Raw genomic sequence first — 19752 nt, 5'->3', positions numbered from 1 at the left:
GTGGCTCCAGCTTCGCAAACCAATCAGTACTTGTGGTAATGGGTCCCGGCTTTCGCCGGGACGACGTGTGGAGACATCCCGCGCTACAACGGTATCCTTCGATACTCGCGGTTCGACAGGCTCGCCTCCTCCAGATCGAGGTCGCGCTCGATGCGGCGTCGGGTTTCGTCGGTGATCTTGCCGTCGCGCAGCAGCATATGGATGAACTTGCGCTCGGAGGAGATCAGCTCCCGCGTCAGTTCGGTGCCGGTGGCGGAGACGTCGTGCTTGTCGGGGTCGAGCGAGTCGGGCAGCTGGTTGATGCGGATCTCGTGCCGCGAGCGCAGCAGCTTGATCACCTCGTCGGAGAGCTCGCGGTCGTCGGTGATGGCGTCGAGCGACTTCAGTGCCGCGTTCAGCGCCTCGCGCCGCGCGGTGATCTCCTGTTCGTGCTCGGCGATATGCTCGCTGCGGCCGTCCTTGGCAAGGCCGAGCCAGCGCACCACCGGCGGCAGGGTGAGGCCAAGCCCGACCAGGGTCACGAAGATCACGCCGAAGGCGACGAACAGGATCAGGTCGCGATACGGGAAGGCCTCGCCGCTCGGCAGCGTCAGGGGCAGCGCCAGCGCCGCGGCGAGCGAGACCGCGCCGCGCACGCCGGTGAAGGCGACCACGAACACCGCCCGCCACGACGGCAGCGGATCGCGCTCGCGCACCCGCTTGCTGAGCCAGCGCGGCAGATAGGTGCCGGGAAACACCCAGAGGAAGCGCGCGGCGATCACGATGGCGGCAACCAGCACGGTGGCGGTGAGGATGTCGTGCAGCGGAAACGACTTCGACTTCTCGTACAGCGAGCGCATCTGGAAGCCGGTCAACAGGAACAGCAGGCCCTCGATCAGGTAGATGATCAAATCCCAGAAGAATATGCCCTGCAGGCGCGTCGCGGCGGAGATCAGCAGCGGTCCGTTCCAGCTCATGTAGAGCCCGCAGGCGACGGTCGCGATCACGCCGCTGCCGCCGAAATGCTCGGGGACCCAGTAGGCGAGATAGGGGGTGATCAGCGACAGCGTGATCTCGACCTGCGGATCCCGGGCACGGCGGCGGGCGCGCAGGCTGAGCCAGCCGACCGCGGTGCCGAATGCGATTTCGGCGGCGACGATGACGAAGAAGGTGCCGGTCGCCTTCGGCAGCGAGAACAGCCCGGTGGTGATGGCGGCGAGCGCGAAGCGATAGAGGATCAGCGCGGTGGCGTCATTGGCGAGCCCTTCGCCCTCGAGGATCACCAGGATGCGGCGGGGCATGCCGAGCTTGCGCGCGATCGCCAGTGGCGCGACCACGTCGGGCGGCGCGACGATGGCTCCGAGCAGGAAGCCGATGCTCCAGGGCAGGCCGATCACATAGTGGGTCGCGGCCGCCACCATGAAGGCGGTGAAGATCACGCAGCCGACCGACAGCAGGATGATCGGCCGCAGATTGGCCTTGAACTCGCGCCAGCTCATCGCAACGCTGGCCGAATAGATCAGCGGCGGCAGCACCACCAGAAGCACCAGCTCGGGCGGCAGTTCCAGCGACGGCATGCCCGGCACGAAGGCGAGCACGATGCCGACCAGCAGCAGCAGGATCGCCGGCGCGATATCGGTCCGCCGCGCCACCAGCGCGGTTCCCGCCAGCACGCCGAGCAAGGTGAGGAAAATCTGAAACTTGGCTTCCATAATGGGCTCAATTCGCCCGGAAACCACCGCCAGTCAATGCGGTCCGGCCGGTGCCGGACCGCGAGAGCGTGTCATAAAGCTGTCGCGGGTCTGCGCGCCCGGCCGGTCAGTCCCTGAGGTCGTAGCGGTAGGACTTCGAGACGATCTGCCAGCCGTCGGCGAGCTTCATCGCGACCAGGTAGTCGGTGAAGAACCGCGGCGGCAGCTGGCAACGCACCTTGATGAAGGCGGTGTTGTCGTCGGAGCGGTCGATGGTGACGATGAAGTCCTCGCGCGGCTTGCCTTCGGCCTGCGCCGACGGCCGCTTGCGCACCCAGGCGAGCCAGTCCGGCACGGTCAGGACCTTCAGCTCGCCCTTCTCCACCCAGCGCAGGTCGGCGCTCGGATGAAAGGCAGCGGCGAGCTTGTCGGCATTGCCTTCATAGAGACCGTCGAAATAGGTTTGCACGACGTTTTCGACGCTGGATCGATCTTGGCTCATTGGTGGTCCTCCCGGCCGGAATTGATCTGCTAGGATTTAGCCATGAACTGCCGGACCGCGCTATGGCCGGCGGCAAAATTCTGCGTGAGGGACAAGTCGTGACTGCATCCGCAAATTCGAACAATCGGATACTGAGCGGTGAATGCTTCTGCCGCGACGTGCGCTATGAGGTGGCCGACGCCTTTGCCTATGCGATGAATTGTCACTGCTCGAATTGCCGGCGCGCCACTGGATCGGCGTTCAAGCCGTTCGCGGGAATCGTGCGCGAAAAATTCGCCGTTGTCAGCGGCGCCGATGGCCTTCTGATCTACGGCGATGAGACCACCCATGACGCGCATTGCGGCCGCTGCGGCTCGCTGCTCTATTCGCAGGTTCGCAACGGCGCCTATGTCCATGTCACGATGGGGACGCTGAATGACGCGCCGGCGATCCGGCCGACCGCGCATATCTTCGTCGGTTCGAAGGCGCCATGGGACGAGATCACCGACGATCTGCCGCAGTATCAGGAGCACGTGACGCGAGACGGAAAATAGATGGCGGGGAATAAATCTGCTCAAGGCAAGTTCTTGCCCTGAGTTTGGTCCGCCTGCGTCGCTGGCGTCTCGGACGGTCCCAGCGAGAACGCGAGCACGACGTCGTCGGCGCGCTGCTTGAACTCCTTGCCGACCGCGGTGCGGGCTGCGTCGGCAAGTTCCTGCAATGGCTTGTCCTGGAGCAGGTTCGGGAAGGTGACCGTCACCGATGTGAGCCGGCCATTGTGCCAGTTGAAGCCGACCGCCGGTTTGACCCCGACCATCGCGAACAGGTCGTTCTCGACGGCTTTGGCGTGCTTGAAGCCGTCGAACACGGCGTCGGCCAGGCCGCATCCCGCGACGCAGCCGGCCAGCAGCGCAAGCGCGATGAGATTTCGGGCCATGCCGCCGATGGTGCGGGATCGGTGGGCTGGAACCGATGCGCTTGCGCCCTGCATGACGTCCTCCGTGTCTTGTTCTCGTTGCCCCGATGGTGCCCGAAATGTCGCCACCAGCCAAATCCGAACCACTGCTCTGTTTCGTCGACTAACAGTCAGGATGCGCGGTCCCCGCCGGCACCGATCGTGAGGCGCCTCACAAAGCCGGCCGCTTGCTTCTGGTAATTGGACCTGCATGCTGGGAAAGGGCGAGAGTGTCGCCATGAATGGGTCTGGGCTCTTGAAACTGAAACGACTGCTGCTGGCGGTGGCCGCCTTTCTGCTGATCGTCTGCCAGCCGGCCTTTGCCGAGAAGCGCGTGGCGCTGGTGCTCGGCAACTCCGCCTACCGGAACACCGCGCCGCTGGCGAACCCGGTCAACGATGCCGCGGTGATGGCCGCGACGCTGAAGAATGCCGGCTTCGATGTGGTCGATTTCCGCAAGGACCTGCCCGCGATCGAAACCCGCCGCGCGCTGCGCGAATTCGCCGACCTCGCCCGCGATGCCGATATCGCATTGGTGTACTACGCCGGCCACGGCATCGAGGTCGACGGCGCCAATTACCTGATCCCGGTCGATGCCCGCCTGGAGCGCGACACCGACGTCTATGACGAGGCGTTCTCGCTGGATCGCATCCTGGTCGCGATCGAGCCGGCCCGGAAACTCCGGCTGGTGATCCTCGATGCCTGCCGCGACAACCCGTTCGCCAAGACCATGAAGCGGACGCTGGCGACCCGGGCGATCGGACAGGGCCTCGCCAAGGTCGAGCCGACCAGCCCGAACGTGCTAATCGCCTATTCGGCCAAGGCCGGCTCGACCGCAGCCGACGGCGACGGCAAGAACAGCCCGTTCACGATCGCGCTGTCCAAGTTCCTGCCGACCCCCGGTCTCGATGTGCGCCGCGCCTTCGGCTATGTCCGCGACGAGGTGCTGAAGACCACCAACAACCGCCAGGAGCCGTTCGTCTATGGCTCGCTCGGCGGCGAGGACGTGCCGCTGGTGCCGGCACCGGCCAAGCCGGCGCCCGCCGCTGCTGCCGCGCCCGCGGCGCCGGCACCGACGCCGCAGTCGGAGGCCCGTCGCGATTACGAGCTCGCGCTGCAGATCGGCAACAAGAGCGCGATGAACGCCTTCCTCGCCCAGTACCCCAACGGCTATTACGCCAACCTCGCCAGGTTGCAGCTGGAGAAGTTCGCGGCGGAGGAGGCCCGCGTCGCCGCCACCGAGAAGGCGCGTCTGGCCGAGCAGGAGCGCGCACGGCTCGCCGCCGAGGGTGCGCAGAAGGCGCAGCAGGCCAAGGCCGAAGCCGATGCAAAGGCGGCCGAGGCGGCGCGCCTTGCCGCGGAGCGGGCCAAGCAGGTCGCGCAGGAGCAGGCCGCGGCCGCTGAGCAGAAGCGGCAGGCGGATGCTGCGGTCGCCGATCGGGCCGCCGCGGATAAGCCGGTTACCGATCAGGCGGCAAGCCCTGCCGCCGCAGCAGCGCCGGCTCCAGCCGAGAAGGGCACGACCGTTGCCGCGCTGGCCACCGGTTCGCCGGAGGCCGATGTCGTCAAGTCGGTGCAGACCGAGCTGCGCCGCGTCGGTTGCCTGACCGGTGCGGTCGACGGCGACTGGAACGCGGCCTCACAACGCTCGCTGACGCTGTTCAACCGCTACGCCGGCACCAAGCTCGACATCAGGGCCGCGAACGCCGACACGCTCGATGCCATCAGGCTGAAGCAGGCGCGTGTCTGCCCGCTGGTCTGTGAGCACGGCTACAAGGCGGACGGCGATCGCTGCACCAGGATCGTGTGCGCCGAGGGTGCCTTCCTCAACGACGACAATGAATGCGAGAAGCGGCGCGAGCGGAAGCCGGTTGCCAGGCGCGACAGCGACGAGCGGCCGTCGCGGCGCGAGCGCGCCTTCCATCCGCAGCGCGAACGGCTCGAACCATCGATGCCGTCGGCGGAGGCGCCGCGCCCGCGCGGCCGCGCCAGGGCCGAAGGCGGCGGCGGTCAGATCGTCTGCGATGCCTATGCGTGCCGTCCGGTCCGGCATGGCTGCCACATCGAGTACCGCGGCGGCGGCGGTCCCGGCCTCGGCGTCGGCAATGTCGAGTCGTGCAATTAGTGCTGAATGGTCAGATCAAGCTCGCCGCGATGTTGACCATCAGCGCCAGCAGCGCGGTGTTGAACACGAACGAGATGATGCCGTGCACGGTCGCGGTGCGGCGGATGATCTTGTCGGTGATGCCGACGTCGGAGACCTGCGCGGTCATGCCGATCACGAACGAGAAATAGACGAAATCCCAATAGTCGGCGTCGACATGCTCGTCGCCACTCGGAAACTGCAATCCGCCGGGCGTCTTGCCGCGGTAGAACTCATGGGCGTAGTGCAGCGAGAACGCGGTGTGGACCACCGCCCATGACAGCGTGATGGTGACGATGGCCACCGCCAGCCCGGCCGGGCTGCCCTTGGAGGCGCCGAGTTCGAACACGATGGCGAGCAGGCTTGCCAGCGCGCCGGACGCGGTCAGCAGCAGGATCAGGAAACGGCCGTCGTCCTGCAAGATGGCGCTGCGCTTGATGTGGGCGACCCCACAGCGCAGCATCATCACATAGGCGAGCAGAAGATAGAGCGCGGCGAAGGCGTCCCAGCCGGCGAGCAGGCGCGTGACCAGGCGCGTCGAGCCGGGGATCAGCAGCGCGACGGCGATGCCGACCGCGATCGAGACGAAGGTTCGCGGCCGGCCCACGACGATGCGGACCGGCATCGGCAGCTTGCGGAAGCGAACAAGGCGATCGTCGAACTCCTTGTTCATTCCGCGGGTCGCCTTCGGCTAGTTCTTGCGCTCGGCGACGAAGCGGGCGGCCGCGCGCAGCACGTCGCCGCGGCTGCCGAACAGCGACAGCGCGGCGTCGGCGCGCGCCAACAGGTCGCGCACGCGCTGCTTGGCGCCGTCGATGCCGAGCTGGGTGACGAAGGTGGTCTTGCCGAGCGCAGCGTCGGCACCGGCCGGCTTGCCGAGTGCGGCGGCATCACCCTCGACATCGAGCAGGTCGTCGGCGATCTGGAAGGCCTCGCCGAGCGCTTTGCCGTAATCGTCGAGCGCCTGGTATTCCCTCTCGGAGGACTGGCCGAGGATTGCGCCGGCGATGCAGCCGAACCGCAACAGCGCACCGGTCTTCATCTGTTGCAGGCGGGCGACGTCGACCGGCTCGCGGTCGCCGAAGCGGCCTTCGCCGGCGAGGTCGAGGATCTGGCCGCCGGCCATGCCGCCGACCCCGGAGGCGCGCGCCAGTGCGCGGGTCAAGAGCAGGCGTACCGTCGGGTCCTTGTGGATCGCGTCGCGGGTGATGATGTCGAAGGCGATCGTCAACAGCGCGTCGCCGGCGAGGATCGCGGTGGCGTCGTCATAGGCCTTGTGCAGGGTCGGGCGGCCGCGGCGCAGGTCGGAATTGTCCATCGCCGGCAGATCGTCATGGATCAGCGAGTAGCAGTGGATGCATTCCAGCGCGGCGCCGGCCAGCAGCGCGGCTTCGCGCGGGATGCCGAACACCGCCGCGCTCTCGACCACGAGGAACGGCCGCAGCCGCTTGCCGCCGCCGAGGCTCGAATAGCGCATCGCCTCGATCAGCCGCTTCGGCCGCACGATCTCGTCGCTCTCGGTCGCATCCGACAGCAGCTTCGCGAGCAGGGCTTCGGTATCCTCCGCGGTCTGGTCCAGCCGCTTGGAAAACTCTGCAGTACCGGTCGTCATTAAGAATTGCTCCAGATCGATTTTCGGCCGGACAATCGTTGATGGCATCGGCTTCGTCAATTCCACCCTGCGGCGGATTCGCGCCTTAAAAGTGCTGGAAAAACCGTGAATTATCCCGCAGACCTCTGACGGCGCCGGCCGTGGTCTGGCGGGCGGGCCCTAAATCCTCCTGGAAAGGTTCTCCCCGGAAACCCCCGTTTTGCGCATCGTCCGAATTTTATTGCTGCTTTTGCTGGCCCTGCTGTTGCTGCCCTATCTGGTGACGCCGTTCTACCGCAGCGGCCAGCCGGTTTCGGCCCTGATGGCGTGGCGGACGCTGACGGGCGCTCCCGTCACCCGGCACTGGCTCGATTTCGGCGCCATGTCGCCCTACCTGCCGCGGTCCGTGGTCGGCTCGGAAGATGCCCATTTCTGCAAGCATCACGGCGTCGATTGGGGTGCGCTGCGCGAGGTGATCGACGATGCCGGGGATGGTGAGGTGGCCCGCGGCGGCTCGACCATCACCCAGCAGGTGGCCAAGAACCTGTTCCTGTGGTCCGGCCGCAGCGTGATCCGCAAGGGGCTGGAACTGCCGCTGGCGCTCTGGATCGATTTCGTGCTGCCGAAGCAGCGGATCCTGGAAATCTACCTCAATATCGCGGAAATGGGCCCGTCCGGGCAGTTTGGCGCCGAGGCCGGTGCCCAATACGCCTTCGGCCGGTCGGCGGCGACCCTCTCCCCTCGCGAAGCCGCGCTTTTGGCGGCAATCCTGCCGAACCCGGTCAAGAGAAGCGCCCGGAACCCGGGGCCGGGGGTGCGGCGGCTGTCCGGGACCTATATGGTCCGGGCCGGCAAGGTGGAGCGCTGCTGGCGCGAAAATCGCGGCTCCTGAGGCCGATTTCGGGCGCATTTTGCTGTCTCCGGGCCTAGCTTTACGCAGCCCCTTCCTCTATAAGCGCGGCCTTACCGGCATCGCAGCTGGCGCTTTGGAGCGCTGTGCGCTCGTCCGCATTGCGGACGATGCCTTCGCAACACCCCTAGAGGACACCGTCATGGCCGTTCCCAGAAGAAAAACCTCGCCGTCGCGCCGTGGCATGCGCCGTTCGGCCGATGCGATCAAGACCCCGACCTATGTCGAGGACAAGGACTCCGGCGAACTGCGCCGCCCGCACCACCTCGACTTGAAGACCGGCATGTACAAGGGCCGCCAGGTCCTGAAGGCCAAGAAAGAGTCCTGATCGGACCTTCGGCTGCCGCGCCGTTCCAGACACACGGCGCTGCGCCCGAATTCGGCCAACGAGTGCGGTCAAGACGGGCGCGTTCGCGGCGAGGCCTATAGGCGTCGCCGCATTGCTGGTTCTCCCTGAATAAGGCCCAAGCCCGATGGTCGGTTTTCCGCTGCTGCTCGTTCCGCTCGCGGTCTACAACATCATCGCCTTCCTGATGCCGGGCGTGTCCTTTACGGACCCGCTGATCAGGCTGACCTTGCTGTCGGGCGAGCAATGGCAGATCACGCTCAGCGACATGCTGCTCGCTGCCGGCGTGCTGCTGTTGCTGCTCGAGGTCATCAAGGGCGCACGCCCCGGCGCGAAATATCTCACCGACCACCTGCTGTCGCTGATCGTGTTCGGCGCTGCCGCCGCCGAATTCGTGCTCTGGCCGAAATTCGGCAACTCGACCTATTGCCTGCTCACGCTGCTGGCGCTGGTCGATTTCATTTCCGGAGTTGCGCTGCGCACCCGCCGTCGTGCGGCAGTTGCAGCCGCCGCACCCGCACCGAGCGTCAGCAAGCCGCAGCCTGAGGCGCCGGCGCCCGCGCCTGCCGTGCAGCCCGCTGCGCGGATCGAGCCGGCCCCTGCCGCGCCGCCGGCCCCTGCCGCTCCGGTTCCTCCGGCGACGTCGGTTGCCGAATCCGTGCTGCTCGATCCGTCCGCGCCCAAGCCGACGGTCGCCTCACCCGACCTGCAGCCGGGCGGCCAGCCGCCATCGGACACGCCGCAGCGCTGAGAAAACGCTCCAGCAAGTTTCTTGTTTGTGCGTGATCTTTTCGGAGTGCTAACGCGGCCCTCCGGGGCCGGACCATGCGCTAGATGATCTGCCTGGTGCGTCGCGCCACGCTGCGGCGCTCGTCGAAATGCGGGCCGTAAGCGCTTTGCGCGTCGGCCAATGACCCACGCCGCTGCCCGCGGGTCTGCGGCTCATGCGCCGCGGTCGCGATAAGCTGCGCCACGAAGGACGGATCGGCGTGCAGCAGCGGGATCTTGGGCGCCCAATGAGTGGTCACGGCGAGCGGCACCAGCGCTGTGCAGGGCGCTTCGGCATCGCCCGTGACCTCGCCGTCCGGTACTTCTGGTTGTTCGTCGAACATCGGCTGCGACCCGTTGCTGCGTCATAGTTTGGGACGTTGCGTCCCTCCGCAACCTCACCGTGGCAAGGGGCATGCCTGCCGTGCCCAGTTCGTTCCCGGAGATCGGAAAACGTGGTTTCCGGATTATTTATCAACTTCTCCTAGCGTTGGATTCGCCGGAACCACTATCTTGAGGGTGCGTAGAATCACCGGGCGCCGTCCCAAATCGAGACATGTGCGATGCCCCCTGTCCCGCCAGCTGCCAGCATCCTCGCCTCGCTCGGCCAGGCCACATTCGCCTGGGACCTTGCGACCGACGTGATCGCCTGGAGCGACAATGTGGCGACGGTCTTGCCGGAGATTCCTGGCACGGCGCTGGCGACCGGTGCTGAATTCGCAAAGCTGATCGAGCCGCAGCGCTCGGTGCGCACGGATGCGATCGGCCAGGCCACGCATGTGCCGGGCGGGGAGGGCGTTCCCTACCGGATCGAGTATGGCGTGCGCGCCGTGACCTCCGCGCCGGTGATCTGGATCGAGGAGACCGGTTGCTGGTTCGCTGGCGCCGACGGCAGGCCGGCGCGTGCGGAGGGCGTCGTCCGCATCAACAATGAACGGCACGCCCGCGACGAGCAGCTGCTGAAACTGTCACGGCACGACCCGCTCACCAACGAGCTCAACCGCACCCATCTGATCGCATCGCTCGCGGAGACGATCGAGGAGTGCGCGCGCTTCCGCTCCTCCTGCGCCTTCATGCTGATCGGCATCGATCATCTGGCGCGCGTCAACGATGCCTTCGGCTTCGATGTCGCCGACGCCGTCATCGCCGAGATCGCGAGGCGGATCCGGGCGCGGCTGCGCAGTGGCGACATGCTCGGCCGCTTCTCCGGCAACAAGTTCGGCCTGATCCTGCGCAACTGCACCGTCGACGACACCAATGTCGCGGCCGAGCGCTTCCTCGGCGCCGTTCGCGACGAGGTGGTGCCGACCAAGTCCGGCCCGGTGTCGGTGACGGCTTCGATCGGCGCCGTCACCATCCCCCGCCATGCCAAGTCGGCGGAAGAGGCGGTCAATCGCGCCCAGGAGACGCTTGACGCCGCCAAGAGCCGCCGCGCCGGATCGTTCGCGCTGTGGAAGCCGAATGTCGAGCGCGATGCCCAGCGCCGCGTCAACATTCGCGTCACCGACGAGATCGTCACCGCGCTGAACGAGCGCCGCATCGTGATCGGCTTCGAGCCCGTGGTCGACGCGCGCTCGCGGCAGCCTTCGTTCTACGAATGCCTGGTCCGCATGGAGCAGCAGGATGGCCAGGCACTGCTGGCACCCGATATCGTCCCGGTTGCTGAACGGCTCGGCCTGATCCGGCTGGTCGATCACCGCGTGCTGGAGCTCGCGATCGCCGAGCTCGCCGCCGCCCCCGATGTGCAGCTCAGCCTCAACATCTCGCCCGACACCACGATGGACCCCGACTGGTGGGCCACCATCGAATCGTTGATGCGCGCGCATCCCGGCGTCGGCGAGCGGTTGATCGTCGAGATCACCGAGACGGTCGCGATCCAGGATATCGACGACGTCCGCGGCTTCGTCACGCGGCTGAAGAATTTCGGCAGCCGGATCGCGATCGACGATTTCGGCGCCGGCTACACCTCGTTCCGCAATTTGCGCAAGCTCGGCGTCGATATCGTGAAGATCGACGGCGCCTTCGTGCAGAACATCGTGCGCTCGGCCGACGACCGCGCCTTCGTGCAGACGCTGATCGATCTGGCGCGCCGTCTCGAAATCAAGACGGTCGCCGAATGGGTGCAGGACGAAGAGGCCGCCGTGATGCTGCGCGAATGGGGCTGCGACTTCATCCAGGGCCGTCTGATCGGCCTCGCCTCGCCGGACCGGCCCTGGAATGCGCTGGCGGAGAAGGCCGTCCCCGCTGCCGGCTGACGTCGTCATGGCTGCCCCGCGGGTCATTGCGTTGACCCCGGCCGCCACACCTCATATCCGGCAGCGCAAGCGCGTGCCGAACCGCGCTGCGGTTTTCCGGAGAGCAAGGTGGTATGGACTGGAACGATTTTCGGCTGATCCTTGCGATCGGCCGGGCCGGCTCGCTGAAAGGAGCCGCGCAGCAGCTCGGCAACGACCACTCCACGATCTTCCGCTGGCTCAACGCGCTCGAGGCGAGGTTTCAGGTCCAGCTTTTCGAGCGCGCCGACGGCGTCTATACGCCGACGGACGCCGGAGACCGGATGCTGCTCGCCGCCGAGCGCATGGAAGTGGAGGTGCTTGCGGTCGACCGTGAGGTCAGCGGCCAGGACGCCAGGTTGTCCGGCAATCTGCGCATCACCTGCTCGGAATCCCTGGCCTACCGCATCCTCAACGACCTGCTTGCCGAGTTCAGGTCGAAGCACGCGGGGATCACGGTCGAGCTGCTCGTCGACAACCGCCAGCTCGACCTGCTCCGACGTGAGGCGGATATTGCGATCCGGGCGACGCGTCCGACCGAGGGCGACCTGTTCGGACGGCAGATCGCGGAGACCGCGTGGGCGCTCTATGCAAGCCCGCGCTATCTGGCCGACCGCGGCCAACCGGACGGCGTGCCGTTTGAAGGCCACAGCTTCATCGGCTGGGACAGCTCTGCGGTCGCGGCAGCGGCGAGCTGGCTCACCGAAACCGTGCCGAACCAGCAGATCGTGTATCGCTCCAGCAGCCTGATCAACCAGATGATGGCGGTGAAGGCCGGCATCGGGATGGCGCTGCTGCCTTGTTATCTCGGCGATCCGGAGACGGACATCGAGCGCGTGTCGGTGCCCGAGGCCACGCTGACGCGTGAACTCTGGCTTATCACCCACCGCGATCTGCGCAACACCGCCCGGGTCCGCGCCTTCTTCGACATCGTGGGGCAAGGGCTGGCGGCGCGCCGCCAGCTGCTCGAAGGACGCTCGCGCAATCACGCTGCGCTTGAGGCGCGATGATCCTTATCCCAAATCCAGCCGGGACTCTGCTTCACCTCGCCAAGCACGCGGGGAGAGGTCGGATCGCATCGAAGATGCGATCCGGGTGAGGGGGGAGTCTCCACGAGTTCAACTGTCACTCAGCTCGCGGAAGCAGCCCCTCACCCCATCCCTCTGCCCGTAAGAACGGAGAGAGGGAGCCCAGTGCGATTACACTTGCCGAGCCTCGCCCGAGGTCTTGTAGCCGGGCTGCTGAAACGGATGCGCGTCGGCGAAGGCCGGCAATGCGAAGCAGCGCTTCGCCAACGCCGCTACTGCAGGAAACGCTGCGATATCCATGCGGTAGACGTCGGCCAGCGCCACCTGGCCGGCGATGCTGATGTCGGCGATCGTCGGCGTTGCTCCCAGCGCAAAGGGGGCGGGTGGACGTCGCACCAGCAGGCGCTCGTAGGTCGAGAGCCCCTCGGCGGTCCAATGCCTGCACCAGGACTCGATCGCGGCCGTGTCGGCGCCGAGTACCTGACCGAGATATTTGCGGACGCGCGGAACGGTCAGCGGGTGCGCGTCCGCCGCGAGGATCATGGCCAGTGACCGCGCATAGGCCCGTTCGGCGGCGTCGGTCGGCAACAGCCGTGGCTCGGCCGTGATGTCATCGAGATATTCGACGATCGCCAAGGACTGGAACACGAGGCGGCCGTCGTGAACCAGCGTCGGCACGACGTGCTCCGGGTTCACGTCGGCGTAGCCCGGATCGAACTGGCGTCCGGACAGAATGTCGATGTCGATTTCCTCGAACGGAAGGTTCTTCAGCGCCAGCGCGACCCGGACGCGGAATGCCGCATTCGAGCGCCAGAAGCCGTAGAGCTGGATGGTCATTCGGATTGCCTCTCTTCGTCAGGCCGTCTGTCTAGCGTGGCGTGGGAGGGGCGTCGCAGGCGATGCGATTGCCGCGCGGCAATCCGGGCTTGCAAGCCTGCAAGTGCAGGCTTGCTGGAACTGGCTTGGCCGGAGCGCGATGACTGGTGGATCATCGCGCTCCGGATTGTTCTTCGCTCCGGGTCCCCTTCGTCAGCTGTCGCCGCCGGCGAAGATGTCCTTGCGGATCACCGCATGAACGCCCCAATTGCCGTCGACCACCTGGGTGACGCCGAAATCGACGCCGAGCGAGATCAGCGAGATCGCCTCGTCCTCGGTCAGCTTCTTGGTCGTCATCAGGAATTTACGCATCTTGCGGAAGGCGTCGCGCAAGGCGAGGTCGACCGACGATTTCTTGTAGATCTCGGTCTGCGCGCTGGAGCCGAGCTCACTGAGATAGTTGGCGTAGCTGAAGCCGTGCACCAGCCATTCGTCCTGGGTCTCCAGCATCGGGTAGTCGAGCGCTTCCAGCGCGGTGCCGGCGAGGTCGGCCTTCTTGTGCAGGATGATCTGGAAGGTGCCGTTGAGCGAGCATTCGATCGCGGTGCCGCACAATTCGGAATCGCCCTGCGAGGCGTGGGAATCGCCGACCGACAGCAGCCCGCCCTCGACCGCCACCGGGTAATACATCGTGGCGCCCTTGCCGATCCGCCAATTGTCGATGTTGCCGCCGGTGTAGCTCGGCGGAATCGAATCGACGAACTCGGCCTCCTTCGGCGCGAGCCCGATCACCCCGAAATGCGGCCGCACCGGAATGCGCACGTTCTTCAGGATGCCGTGGTTCTCCTTGACCGTCGAATGATCGACCGGGACGCCGGGATAATCGATGGTCTTGTGCACCACGCCGGACGGATCGGTCTGCGGCGTCCAGGTGAAGTTGTAGACGGCACGCGCCCAGTTGCGTTCGCCGGTTGCGTCGACCTCATAGATGGTGACGACCTCTCGCGGCTTCGGTTCGGTGAGCAGATCCTTGTAGTGGAAGCCCCACGAGGCCGCGGCGTTGCTGCCGAACGCCTTGCCGGAATATTTCGGATTGGCGCAGGGCCGCGGCGCGACGTCGATGATGCGCAGCTCGAGCACGTCGCCTTCCTCGGCACCGCGCACGAACACCGGCCCGGTGCAGATATGCACGCCGAGGCCTTCGCCGGCGCCGCGTCCGAACAGCGAGGCGTCCATCGGACCCGCGCCGCGCCGATTCACGCCCTTCTTCTCCTTGGTCCAGAGATAGACGCTCTCGACGCCGGGATCGCCCTTCACCATGCGTTCGGCATCGTCATTGGCGTGGTGCGTCAGCGCCTCGATCGTGATGAAGTCGCCGGAATTGATCTCGACGCGCGGTTTCAGCGTCTTGCTGAAATAGCCCCAATGCACGGTGTCGGCATTGGCCGGCAGATGGTGATAGGCGCGCTGCGCCGGCTGGTGTTTTTCGGCGGCGGCCGCCATCTTCGGGGTCACCAGCGAGATGCCGCCGGCGGTCATCGCCGCGGCGCCGCCGGCCGCGGCGAAGCTCGAGCGCAGGAACGAGCGGCGTTCCCGGTCGAGCGTCTCCTTGAACTGTCGATGATGCAATTCGAAGTCCGGGCAGTTCTTGTCGTCACCTGCGCACATCTTTGGCTCTCCCTTGGATCGAAGGTGCGCGCGAGACTGCATCGCGCGGCGTCGTCCCGACATGACCGGGCGCGCCCAATAATTTGTAGGTGCGATGCTGTTCCTTGCGGCGCGAACGCCCGCGCAAAGGCGTGGAAGCCAGGGGAGACGGCTGCCTCCGCATTGCGGCGTGGCCGCGATGGTCAAGAATTTGGACGTATTCGATCAAGTTGCACTGCGTTCGCGGGCAACGGTGCTGCGGCGTAACCGCGGCCGCTTGCGTCTATTGCACGAAGGCTGGGCAGCGCGTGCCGCAGCAACATGCTTGCCGCGCCCCGGCAATCGGTGCACGCTGTCTTCACGGCTCTGTGACTGGAAGGCCGCGATGTGGCGGCCCGGAGGGGTGATGGTCGCGACGACCTACCGGATTTCGGTCGATGCGATCCCGCGGCAAAACCGGCGGGAGATGTGGCGCGAGGCGCTGTCCGGCTTGCAGCTCGATTGCGAATTGCCGGAGGCCGGCCAATTCCAGTTCGGCGAGTTGACCGCGAAGCGTTCGACCAGCGGCGCGCAGCTCGCGCTGCTGCGTTCCACCGAGCAGCAGATCGTCTGCAACGGTCACGCCGCGTCACCGGGAATGCCGGCGCGGGTCGCCATCATCTTCCATGCCTACGGCCGCGGCAGCATCGCGTCCGGCCCACGCAGGTGCGAATTCGCCGACAACGACGTTTCCGTGTGCGACTTGCAATCGCCCTGGCGCATGGCTTTACGCGAGGATTTCGAGATCCTGCTGCTCGAATTGCCGCGCGAGCGGCTGCTCGGCCGGCTCGGGCATAATCGGCTGCGTCTGCCGGCCGTGCTCGGCGCATCGATTGCCGCGGCGGCCGTGCGGCCGGTGATGCGGACATTGGGCGGCAATTTCGCGATCCTCGACAAGGCCGATCTCGCCACCGCCGAGGTCGCGGTCACCGAGCTCATCGCCGGTGCGCTGCTCGGCGAGACGCGGCTCGATGCGGAGGCGATGACGCAGGTCCAGGCCGGCCATTTGCGGCGGGTCGATGCCGCGATCGAGGCCCAGCTCGGCAATGCCGGTCTGACGATCGCCGACATCGCCCGGCAGGAAGGCCTGTCGCAGCGCTATTTGCAGCGGCTGTTCGAACGGCAGAGCACGACATTCTCCGCCTATGTGCGCGAGCGGCGGCTGGAGCGCTGCTGCAACGATCTGATCGATCCGAACTACGCCGACCAGCGCATCGCCGAAATCAGCTATCGCTGGGGCTTCACCGATCAGGCGCATTTCAGCCGGATGTTCAGCGCGACCTACGGCACCTCGCCGCGCGACTTCCGCAAGGCGGTGCCGCGCGATGTCGCGAGCGAGCGTACGCGCGGCCGGCCGCGGCTGGCACGCGGCACCGCGACCGTGCTGCGGCTCGCGCCAAGCCCGGCATCGCGCGGGACGATTGCGCAGCAGGAGCCGATCCTGGCGGTCGAGCCAGCGGCGGCGCCGGAAGGGCGGGACGCCTCCCATCATCATCTCAAGGTGTCGAGGGAGACTGCCCATTGGGGTTATCTCAGCCGCGCCATTCCGCCTGTCATGAGCGTGCGGTCGGGCGCGCTGGTGACGATCGAGACGCTGACCCAGCACGCCTTCGATGATTATGAGCGCATGATCAAGGGCGACCCGGGCGCCGAGAGCGTGTTTCGCTGGACCGCCGAGGGCAAGTCGGTGGAACGGCGCGGCGCCGGCCCGATGGACGGTTCGATCTTCGGCCGTGGCGCTGGCGAAGGCTTTGGCGTGCACATCTGCACCGGCCCGATCCATGTCTGCGGCGCGGAGCCCGGCGACGTGCTCGAGGTGCAGATCCTCGATATCTGGCCGCGGCCCTCCGCCAACCCGGCCTTTGCCGGCAAGTCGTTCGGCAGCAATGCCGCGGCCTGGTGGGGTTTTCAGTACAACGACCTGATCGATCCGCCGGCCAGGCGCGAGACCATCACGATCTTCGAGACCGACGCGCGGGCAGAATGGGCCCACGCCCTCTATTCTTATCGCTGGACGCCGCAGACCGATCCGTTCGGCGTGCGTCACGAGACGATGGATTATCCGGGCGTGCCGGTCGACCACGCCACCGTCGAGAAACGGCAGGGCGTGCTGGCCGGCGTGCGCATCCCGGCGCGATTGCATTTCGGCTTCATGGCGGTGGCGCCGCGCGAGTCCGACATCATCGATTCGATTCCGCCGGGCTATTTCGGCGGCAATGTCGACAATTGGCGCGCCACCAAGGGCACCACGCTGTATCTTCCGGTCGCCGTGCCCGGCGCGCTGTTCTCGATCGGCGATCCGCATTTCGCGCAGGGCGACGGCGAGGTCAACGGCACCGCGCTCGAGCTATCGCTCACCGGCCAGTTTCGCTTCGTGCTGCACAAGAGCGGCAGCGCTGCCAAGCCGCATGTCGAGGGCCTTGCGCATCCGCTCCTGGAAACGCCGGAGGCGTGGATCCTGCACGGCTTCAGCTATGGCAATTACCTGCGGGAGCTCGGGCGGAATGCGCAGTCGGAAATCTACCAGCGTTCGTCGGTCGATCTCGCGCTGCGCAATGCGTTCCGCGCGACGCGCAAATTCCTGATGGAGTGCTATCGCCTCAGCGAGGACGAGGCGCTGGCGCTGATCTCGCTCGGCGTCGATTTCGGCGTCACCCAGGTTGCCGACGGCAATTGGGGCGTGCACGCGATCGTGCCCAAGAACATGTTTGGCGGGACGATGGGGACGTGACGTCGGCGAGGCGCGCCGACGTCAGAGATTCCCGCGATGCGATGACGGCCGATGGATCGGCCGAGGACCTTACTCGTCCTTCTTCGCCGGCTGCGACATGCGCTCGAGGCGTTCCTGCATGTCCTTCATCTGGCGGCGCAGGTCGTCGATGTTGCCGTTGTCGGGCGCCGGCTCCGGCACCTTCTCGGTCTCGGCGCCGCCGCGCTGCGGCACGAACGGCTTGAACATCGAGAAAGTCTGCTGGAACAGCTCCATGTTGCGGCGGACTTGCTCCTCCAGCGGAGCAAACGGTGTCCCGCTCAGGGCGCCCGCGATCTGCTTGCGGAATTTTTCCTGTTCCTTGGTCAGCGTCTCGATCGATTGTTCGAGATATTTCGGCACCACCATCTGCATGCTGTCGCCATAGAAGCGGATCAGCTGGCGCAGGAAGGTGGTCGGCAGCAGGTTCTGCCCGGCCTTGTTCTCCTGCTCGAAGATGATCTGGGCGAGCACGGAGCGGGTAATGTCGTCGCCAGTCTTGGCGTCATAGACGAGGAAATCCTCGCCTTCCTTCACCATCGCCGCGAGGTCCTCGAGCGTCACATAGGTGCTCGTACCGGTATTATAGAGCCGCCGGTTCGCGTATTTCTTGATCGTGGTCGGTTGTTCAGATTTTGCCATGGGCTCTCACTTCAATACCGAAGAACCTGGAACCCGACGGCATCGCCGCTGGGCTAAATGCAACGCATCGCAGCAAAGGTAAGCATTTTCAAAGCGGTTCGGCTACCGTTTTGTGCTGTGCGGTTAATTCCAAAGCATAGGATTTGCTCAGGAATGTGCCAAGAGCGTCATTTTGAGTGCGCCGCGGCGCGTTTTGCGCGTCAGCGCGATTGACATGCCTCAATGAGATTTACAGGATAGTCACTAAGAGACAGGCCAGCCAAACCGGGCCGCCCGCCGTCGAGAAACCCAGCTACAACCCATAGGAGATGTCCATGTCAGACGATGTCGTCATCGTCAGCGCCGCCCGCACCCCGGTCGGCAGCTTCAACGGCGCGTTCGCAACCACACCGGCCCACGATCTCGGCGCGATCGCCATCAAGGCGGCGCTGGAGCGCGCCGGCGTCGAGGGCGGCCAAGTCTCCGAAGTGATCATGGGCCAGATCCTCACCGCCGCGCAGGGCCAGAACCCGGCCCGCCAGGCCTCGATCGCGGCCGGCATCCCGGTGGAGAGCCCGGCCTGGGGTGTCAACCAGCTCTGCGGCTCCGGCCTGCGCACAGTGGCACTCGGCTATCAGGCGCTGCTCAACGGCGATTCGTCGATCGTCGTCGCGGGCGGCCAGGAATCGATGAGCATGGCCCCGCATGCGCAGTATCTGCGCGGTGGCGTCAAGATGGGCGGCCTCGAATTGATCGACACCATGATCAAGGACGGCCTGTGGGATGCCTTCAATGGCTACCACATGGGCAACACTGCCGAGAACGTCGCCAAGCAGTACCAGATCACCCGTTCGCAGCAGGACGAGTTCGCGGTCGGTTCGCAGAACAAGGCCGAGGCGGCGCAGAAGGCCGGCAAGTTCAAGGATGAGATCGTCCCGGTCACCATCAAGAGCCGCAAGGGCGACATCGTGGTCGACGCCGACGAGTATCCGCGCCATGGCGCCACGATCGATGCGATGGCCAAGCTCCGCGCGGCGTTCGAGAAGGACGGCACCGTGACCGCCGGCAACGCCTCGGGCATCAATGACGGCGCCGCCGCCGTCGTGCTGATGACCGCCAAGGAAGCCGCCAAGCAGGGCAAGAAGGTGCTCGCCCGCATCGTCTCCTGGGGCCAGGCCGGCGTCGATCCCAAGATCATGGGCACCGGGCCGATCCCGGCCTCGCGCACCGCGCTGAAGAAGGCCGGCTGGAACATCGCCGACCTCGACCTGATCGAAGCCAACGAGGCGTTCGCGGCGCAGGCCTGCGCTGTCAACAAGGACCTCGGCTGGGATCCGGCCAAGGTCAACGTCAATGGCGGCGCGATCGCGATCGGTCATCCGGTCGGCGCGTCGGGTGCGCGCGTGCTGGTGACGCTGCTGCACGAGATGCAGAAGCGCGATGCCAAGAAGGGCCTCGCGACGCTGTGCATCGGCGGCGGCATGGGCATCGCCATGTGCGTTGCACGCGACTGAACAAAAGGCAGCGAGGCCGGCTAGGTGATGAAAAGATCATCTGTCAACCACGGCGCGAGCTGATAGAAAAGATGCCCGGCTTTGCGCCGGGCATTTTTGTTTCGAGAGCATGATCCGGACCCGGAGAGCCGCGTTAGCGCAAAGCGTGAAGCGGTTTTCCGAAGGGATCATGCTCAAAACGGGAGCGGAAGCGCGACGATC

Annotated in this window: 18 protein-coding genes; 9 read left to right on the top strand and 9 right to left on the bottom strand. The window is 66.1% G+C overall.

Annotation, left to right across the window (positions count from 1 at the left end; all coding sequences use genetic code 11):
- Window positions 1–83 precede the first annotated feature (83 nt).
- Both B2W55_RS13845 and B2W55_RS13840 read right to left on the bottom strand, forming a co-directional pair.
- Window positions 84–1691: a Na+/H+ antiporter gene (locus tag B2W55_RS13845; RefSeq protein ID WP_024581921.1), complete on the bottom strand. Its 1608-nt coding sequence runs from the start codon at window positions 1689–1691 to the stop codon at window positions 84–86.
- Between the two features lie 106 nt (window positions 1692–1797).
- Window positions 1798–2172 carry a nuclear transport factor 2 family protein gene (locus B2W55_RS13840; protein ID WP_024581922.1) on the bottom strand — a complete coding sequence of 125 codons (375 nt, stop codon included), beginning with the start codon at window positions 2170–2172 and terminating at the stop codon, window positions 1798–1800.
- Between the two features lie 98 nt (window positions 2173–2270).
- Between B2W55_RS13840 and B2W55_RS13835 the strand changes: the two genes are divergently transcribed.
- The gene (locus B2W55_RS13835) at window positions 2271–2705 is read left to right on the top strand and encodes a GFA family protein (protein WP_024581923.1); all 435 of its coding nucleotides are present in this window, start codon (window positions 2271–2273) and stop codon (window positions 2703–2705) included.
- Between the two features lie 20 nt (window positions 2706–2725).
- Here B2W55_RS13835 and B2W55_RS13830 read toward each other — a convergent pair whose 3' ends face one another.
- Window positions 2726–3088: a hypothetical protein gene (locus tag B2W55_RS13830; protein ID WP_024581924.1), complete on the bottom strand. Its 363-nt coding sequence runs from the start codon at window positions 3086–3088 to the stop codon at window positions 2726–2728.
- Window positions 3089–3344: 256 nt separating this feature from the next.
- Between B2W55_RS13830 and B2W55_RS13825 the strand changes: the two genes are divergently transcribed.
- On the top strand, window positions 3345–5231 hold the full coding sequence (locus B2W55_RS13825) for a caspase family protein (protein WP_024581925.1): 1887 nt from the start codon (window positions 3345–3347) through the stop codon (window positions 5229–5231).
- Between the two features lie 10 nt (window positions 5232–5241).
- Here the strand turns inward: B2W55_RS13825 and B2W55_RS13820 are convergent, their stop codons facing one another.
- Window positions 5242–5922 (bottom strand): DUF1345 domain-containing protein, encoded by a 681-nt coding sequence (locus B2W55_RS13820; RefSeq protein ID WP_024581926.1) that lies wholly within the window; start codon window positions 5920–5922, stop codon window positions 5242–5244.
- 18 nt (window positions 5923–5940) lie between these two features.
- Window positions 5941–6861 carry a polyprenyl synthetase family protein gene (locus B2W55_RS13815; protein ID WP_024581927.1) on the bottom strand — a complete coding sequence of 307 codons (921 nt, stop codon included), beginning with the start codon at window positions 6859–6861 and terminating at the stop codon, window positions 5941–5943.
- 199 nt (window positions 6862–7060) lie between these two features.
- Between B2W55_RS13815 and mtgA the strand changes: the two genes are divergently transcribed.
- From mtgA to B2W55_RS13800, 3 genes are all read left to right on the top strand, one after another.
- Window positions 7061–7732 carry a monofunctional biosynthetic peptidoglycan transglycosylase gene (mtgA, locus tag B2W55_RS13810; protein ID WP_024581928.1) on the top strand — a complete coding sequence of 224 codons (672 nt, stop codon included), beginning with the start codon at window positions 7061–7063 and terminating at the stop codon, window positions 7730–7732.
- A gap of 160 nt (window positions 7733–7892) precedes the next feature.
- Window positions 7893–8078: a 50S ribosomal protein L32 gene (gene rpmF / locus B2W55_RS13805; RefSeq protein ID WP_021077536.1), complete on the top strand. Its 186-nt coding sequence runs from the start codon at window positions 7893–7895 to the stop codon at window positions 8076–8078.
- Between the two features lie 145 nt (window positions 8079–8223).
- Window positions 8224–8847: a hypothetical protein gene (locus B2W55_RS13800; protein ID WP_024581929.1), complete on the top strand. Its 624-nt coding sequence runs from the start codon at window positions 8224–8226 to the stop codon at window positions 8845–8847.
- A 79-nt stretch (window positions 8848–8926) separates the two neighbouring features.
- Here the strand turns inward: B2W55_RS13800 and B2W55_RS13795 are convergent, their stop codons facing one another.
- Window positions 8927–9208, bottom strand: coding sequence for a hypothetical protein (locus B2W55_RS13795; RefSeq protein WP_024581930.1), 282 nt, complete (start codon window positions 9206–9208; stop codon window positions 8927–8929).
- 219 nt (window positions 9209–9427) lie between these two features.
- Here B2W55_RS13795 and B2W55_RS13790 point away from each other — a divergent pair, with 219 nt between their 5' ends.
- Window positions 9428–11119, top strand: coding sequence for a bifunctional diguanylate cyclase/phosphodiesterase (locus tag B2W55_RS13790; protein ID WP_024581931.1), 1692 nt, complete (start codon window positions 9428–9430; stop codon window positions 11117–11119).
- Between the two features lie 113 nt (window positions 11120–11232).
- Window positions 11233–12147: a LysR family transcriptional regulator gene (locus B2W55_RS13785; protein WP_024581932.1), complete on the top strand. Its 915-nt coding sequence runs from the start codon at window positions 11233–11235 to the stop codon at window positions 12145–12147.
- 189 nt (window positions 12148–12336) lie between these two features.
- On the opposite strand, the gene maiA is transcribed toward B2W55_RS13785, so the two are convergent.
- Complete coding sequence (gene maiA / locus B2W55_RS13780; protein ID WP_051404297.1) at window positions 12337–13002, bottom strand: maleylacetoacetate isomerase; 666 nt, start codon at window positions 13000–13002, stop codon at window positions 12337–12339.
- Between the two features lie 192 nt (window positions 13003–13194).
- Complete coding sequence (locus tag B2W55_RS13775) at window positions 13195–14649, bottom strand: acetamidase/formamidase family protein (protein WP_024581934.1); 1455 nt, start codon at window positions 14647–14649, stop codon at window positions 13195–13197.
- Window positions 14650–15034: 385 nt separating this feature from the next.
- On the opposite strand from B2W55_RS13775, the gene B2W55_RS13770 reads away from it, so the two are divergent.
- The gene (locus tag B2W55_RS13770; RefSeq protein WP_024581935.1) at window positions 15035–17398 is read left to right on the top strand and encodes an acetamidase/formamidase family protein; all 2364 of its coding nucleotides are present in this window, start codon (window positions 15035–15037) and stop codon (window positions 17396–17398) included.
- Between the two features lie 69 nt (window positions 17399–17467).
- On the opposite strand, the gene phaR is transcribed toward B2W55_RS13770, so the two are convergent.
- Window positions 17468–18058 (bottom strand): polyhydroxyalkanoate synthesis repressor PhaR, encoded by a 591-nt coding sequence (gene phaR / locus B2W55_RS13765; protein WP_024581936.1) that lies wholly within the window; start codon window positions 18056–18058, stop codon window positions 17468–17470.
- 314 nt (window positions 18059–18372) lie between these two features.
- On the opposite strand from phaR, the gene B2W55_RS13760 reads away from it, so the two are divergent.
- The gene (locus B2W55_RS13760) at window positions 18373–19551 is read left to right on the top strand and encodes an acetyl-CoA C-acetyltransferase (protein WP_024581937.1); all 1179 of its coding nucleotides are present in this window, start codon (window positions 18373–18375) and stop codon (window positions 19549–19551) included.
- Window positions 19552–19752: the final 201 nt, after the last annotated feature.

Origin of the sequence: Bradyrhizobium sp. UBA2491 (genome assembly GCF_002341725.1) — a bacterium.
In the GTDB taxonomy this organism is placed as follows: domain Bacteria; phylum Pseudomonadota; class Alphaproteobacteria; order Rhizobiales; family Xanthobacteraceae; genus Bradyrhizobium.
The sequence above is the reverse complement of the archived record's forward strand: the minus strand, read 5'-3'. Positions and strand labels throughout refer to the sequence as shown.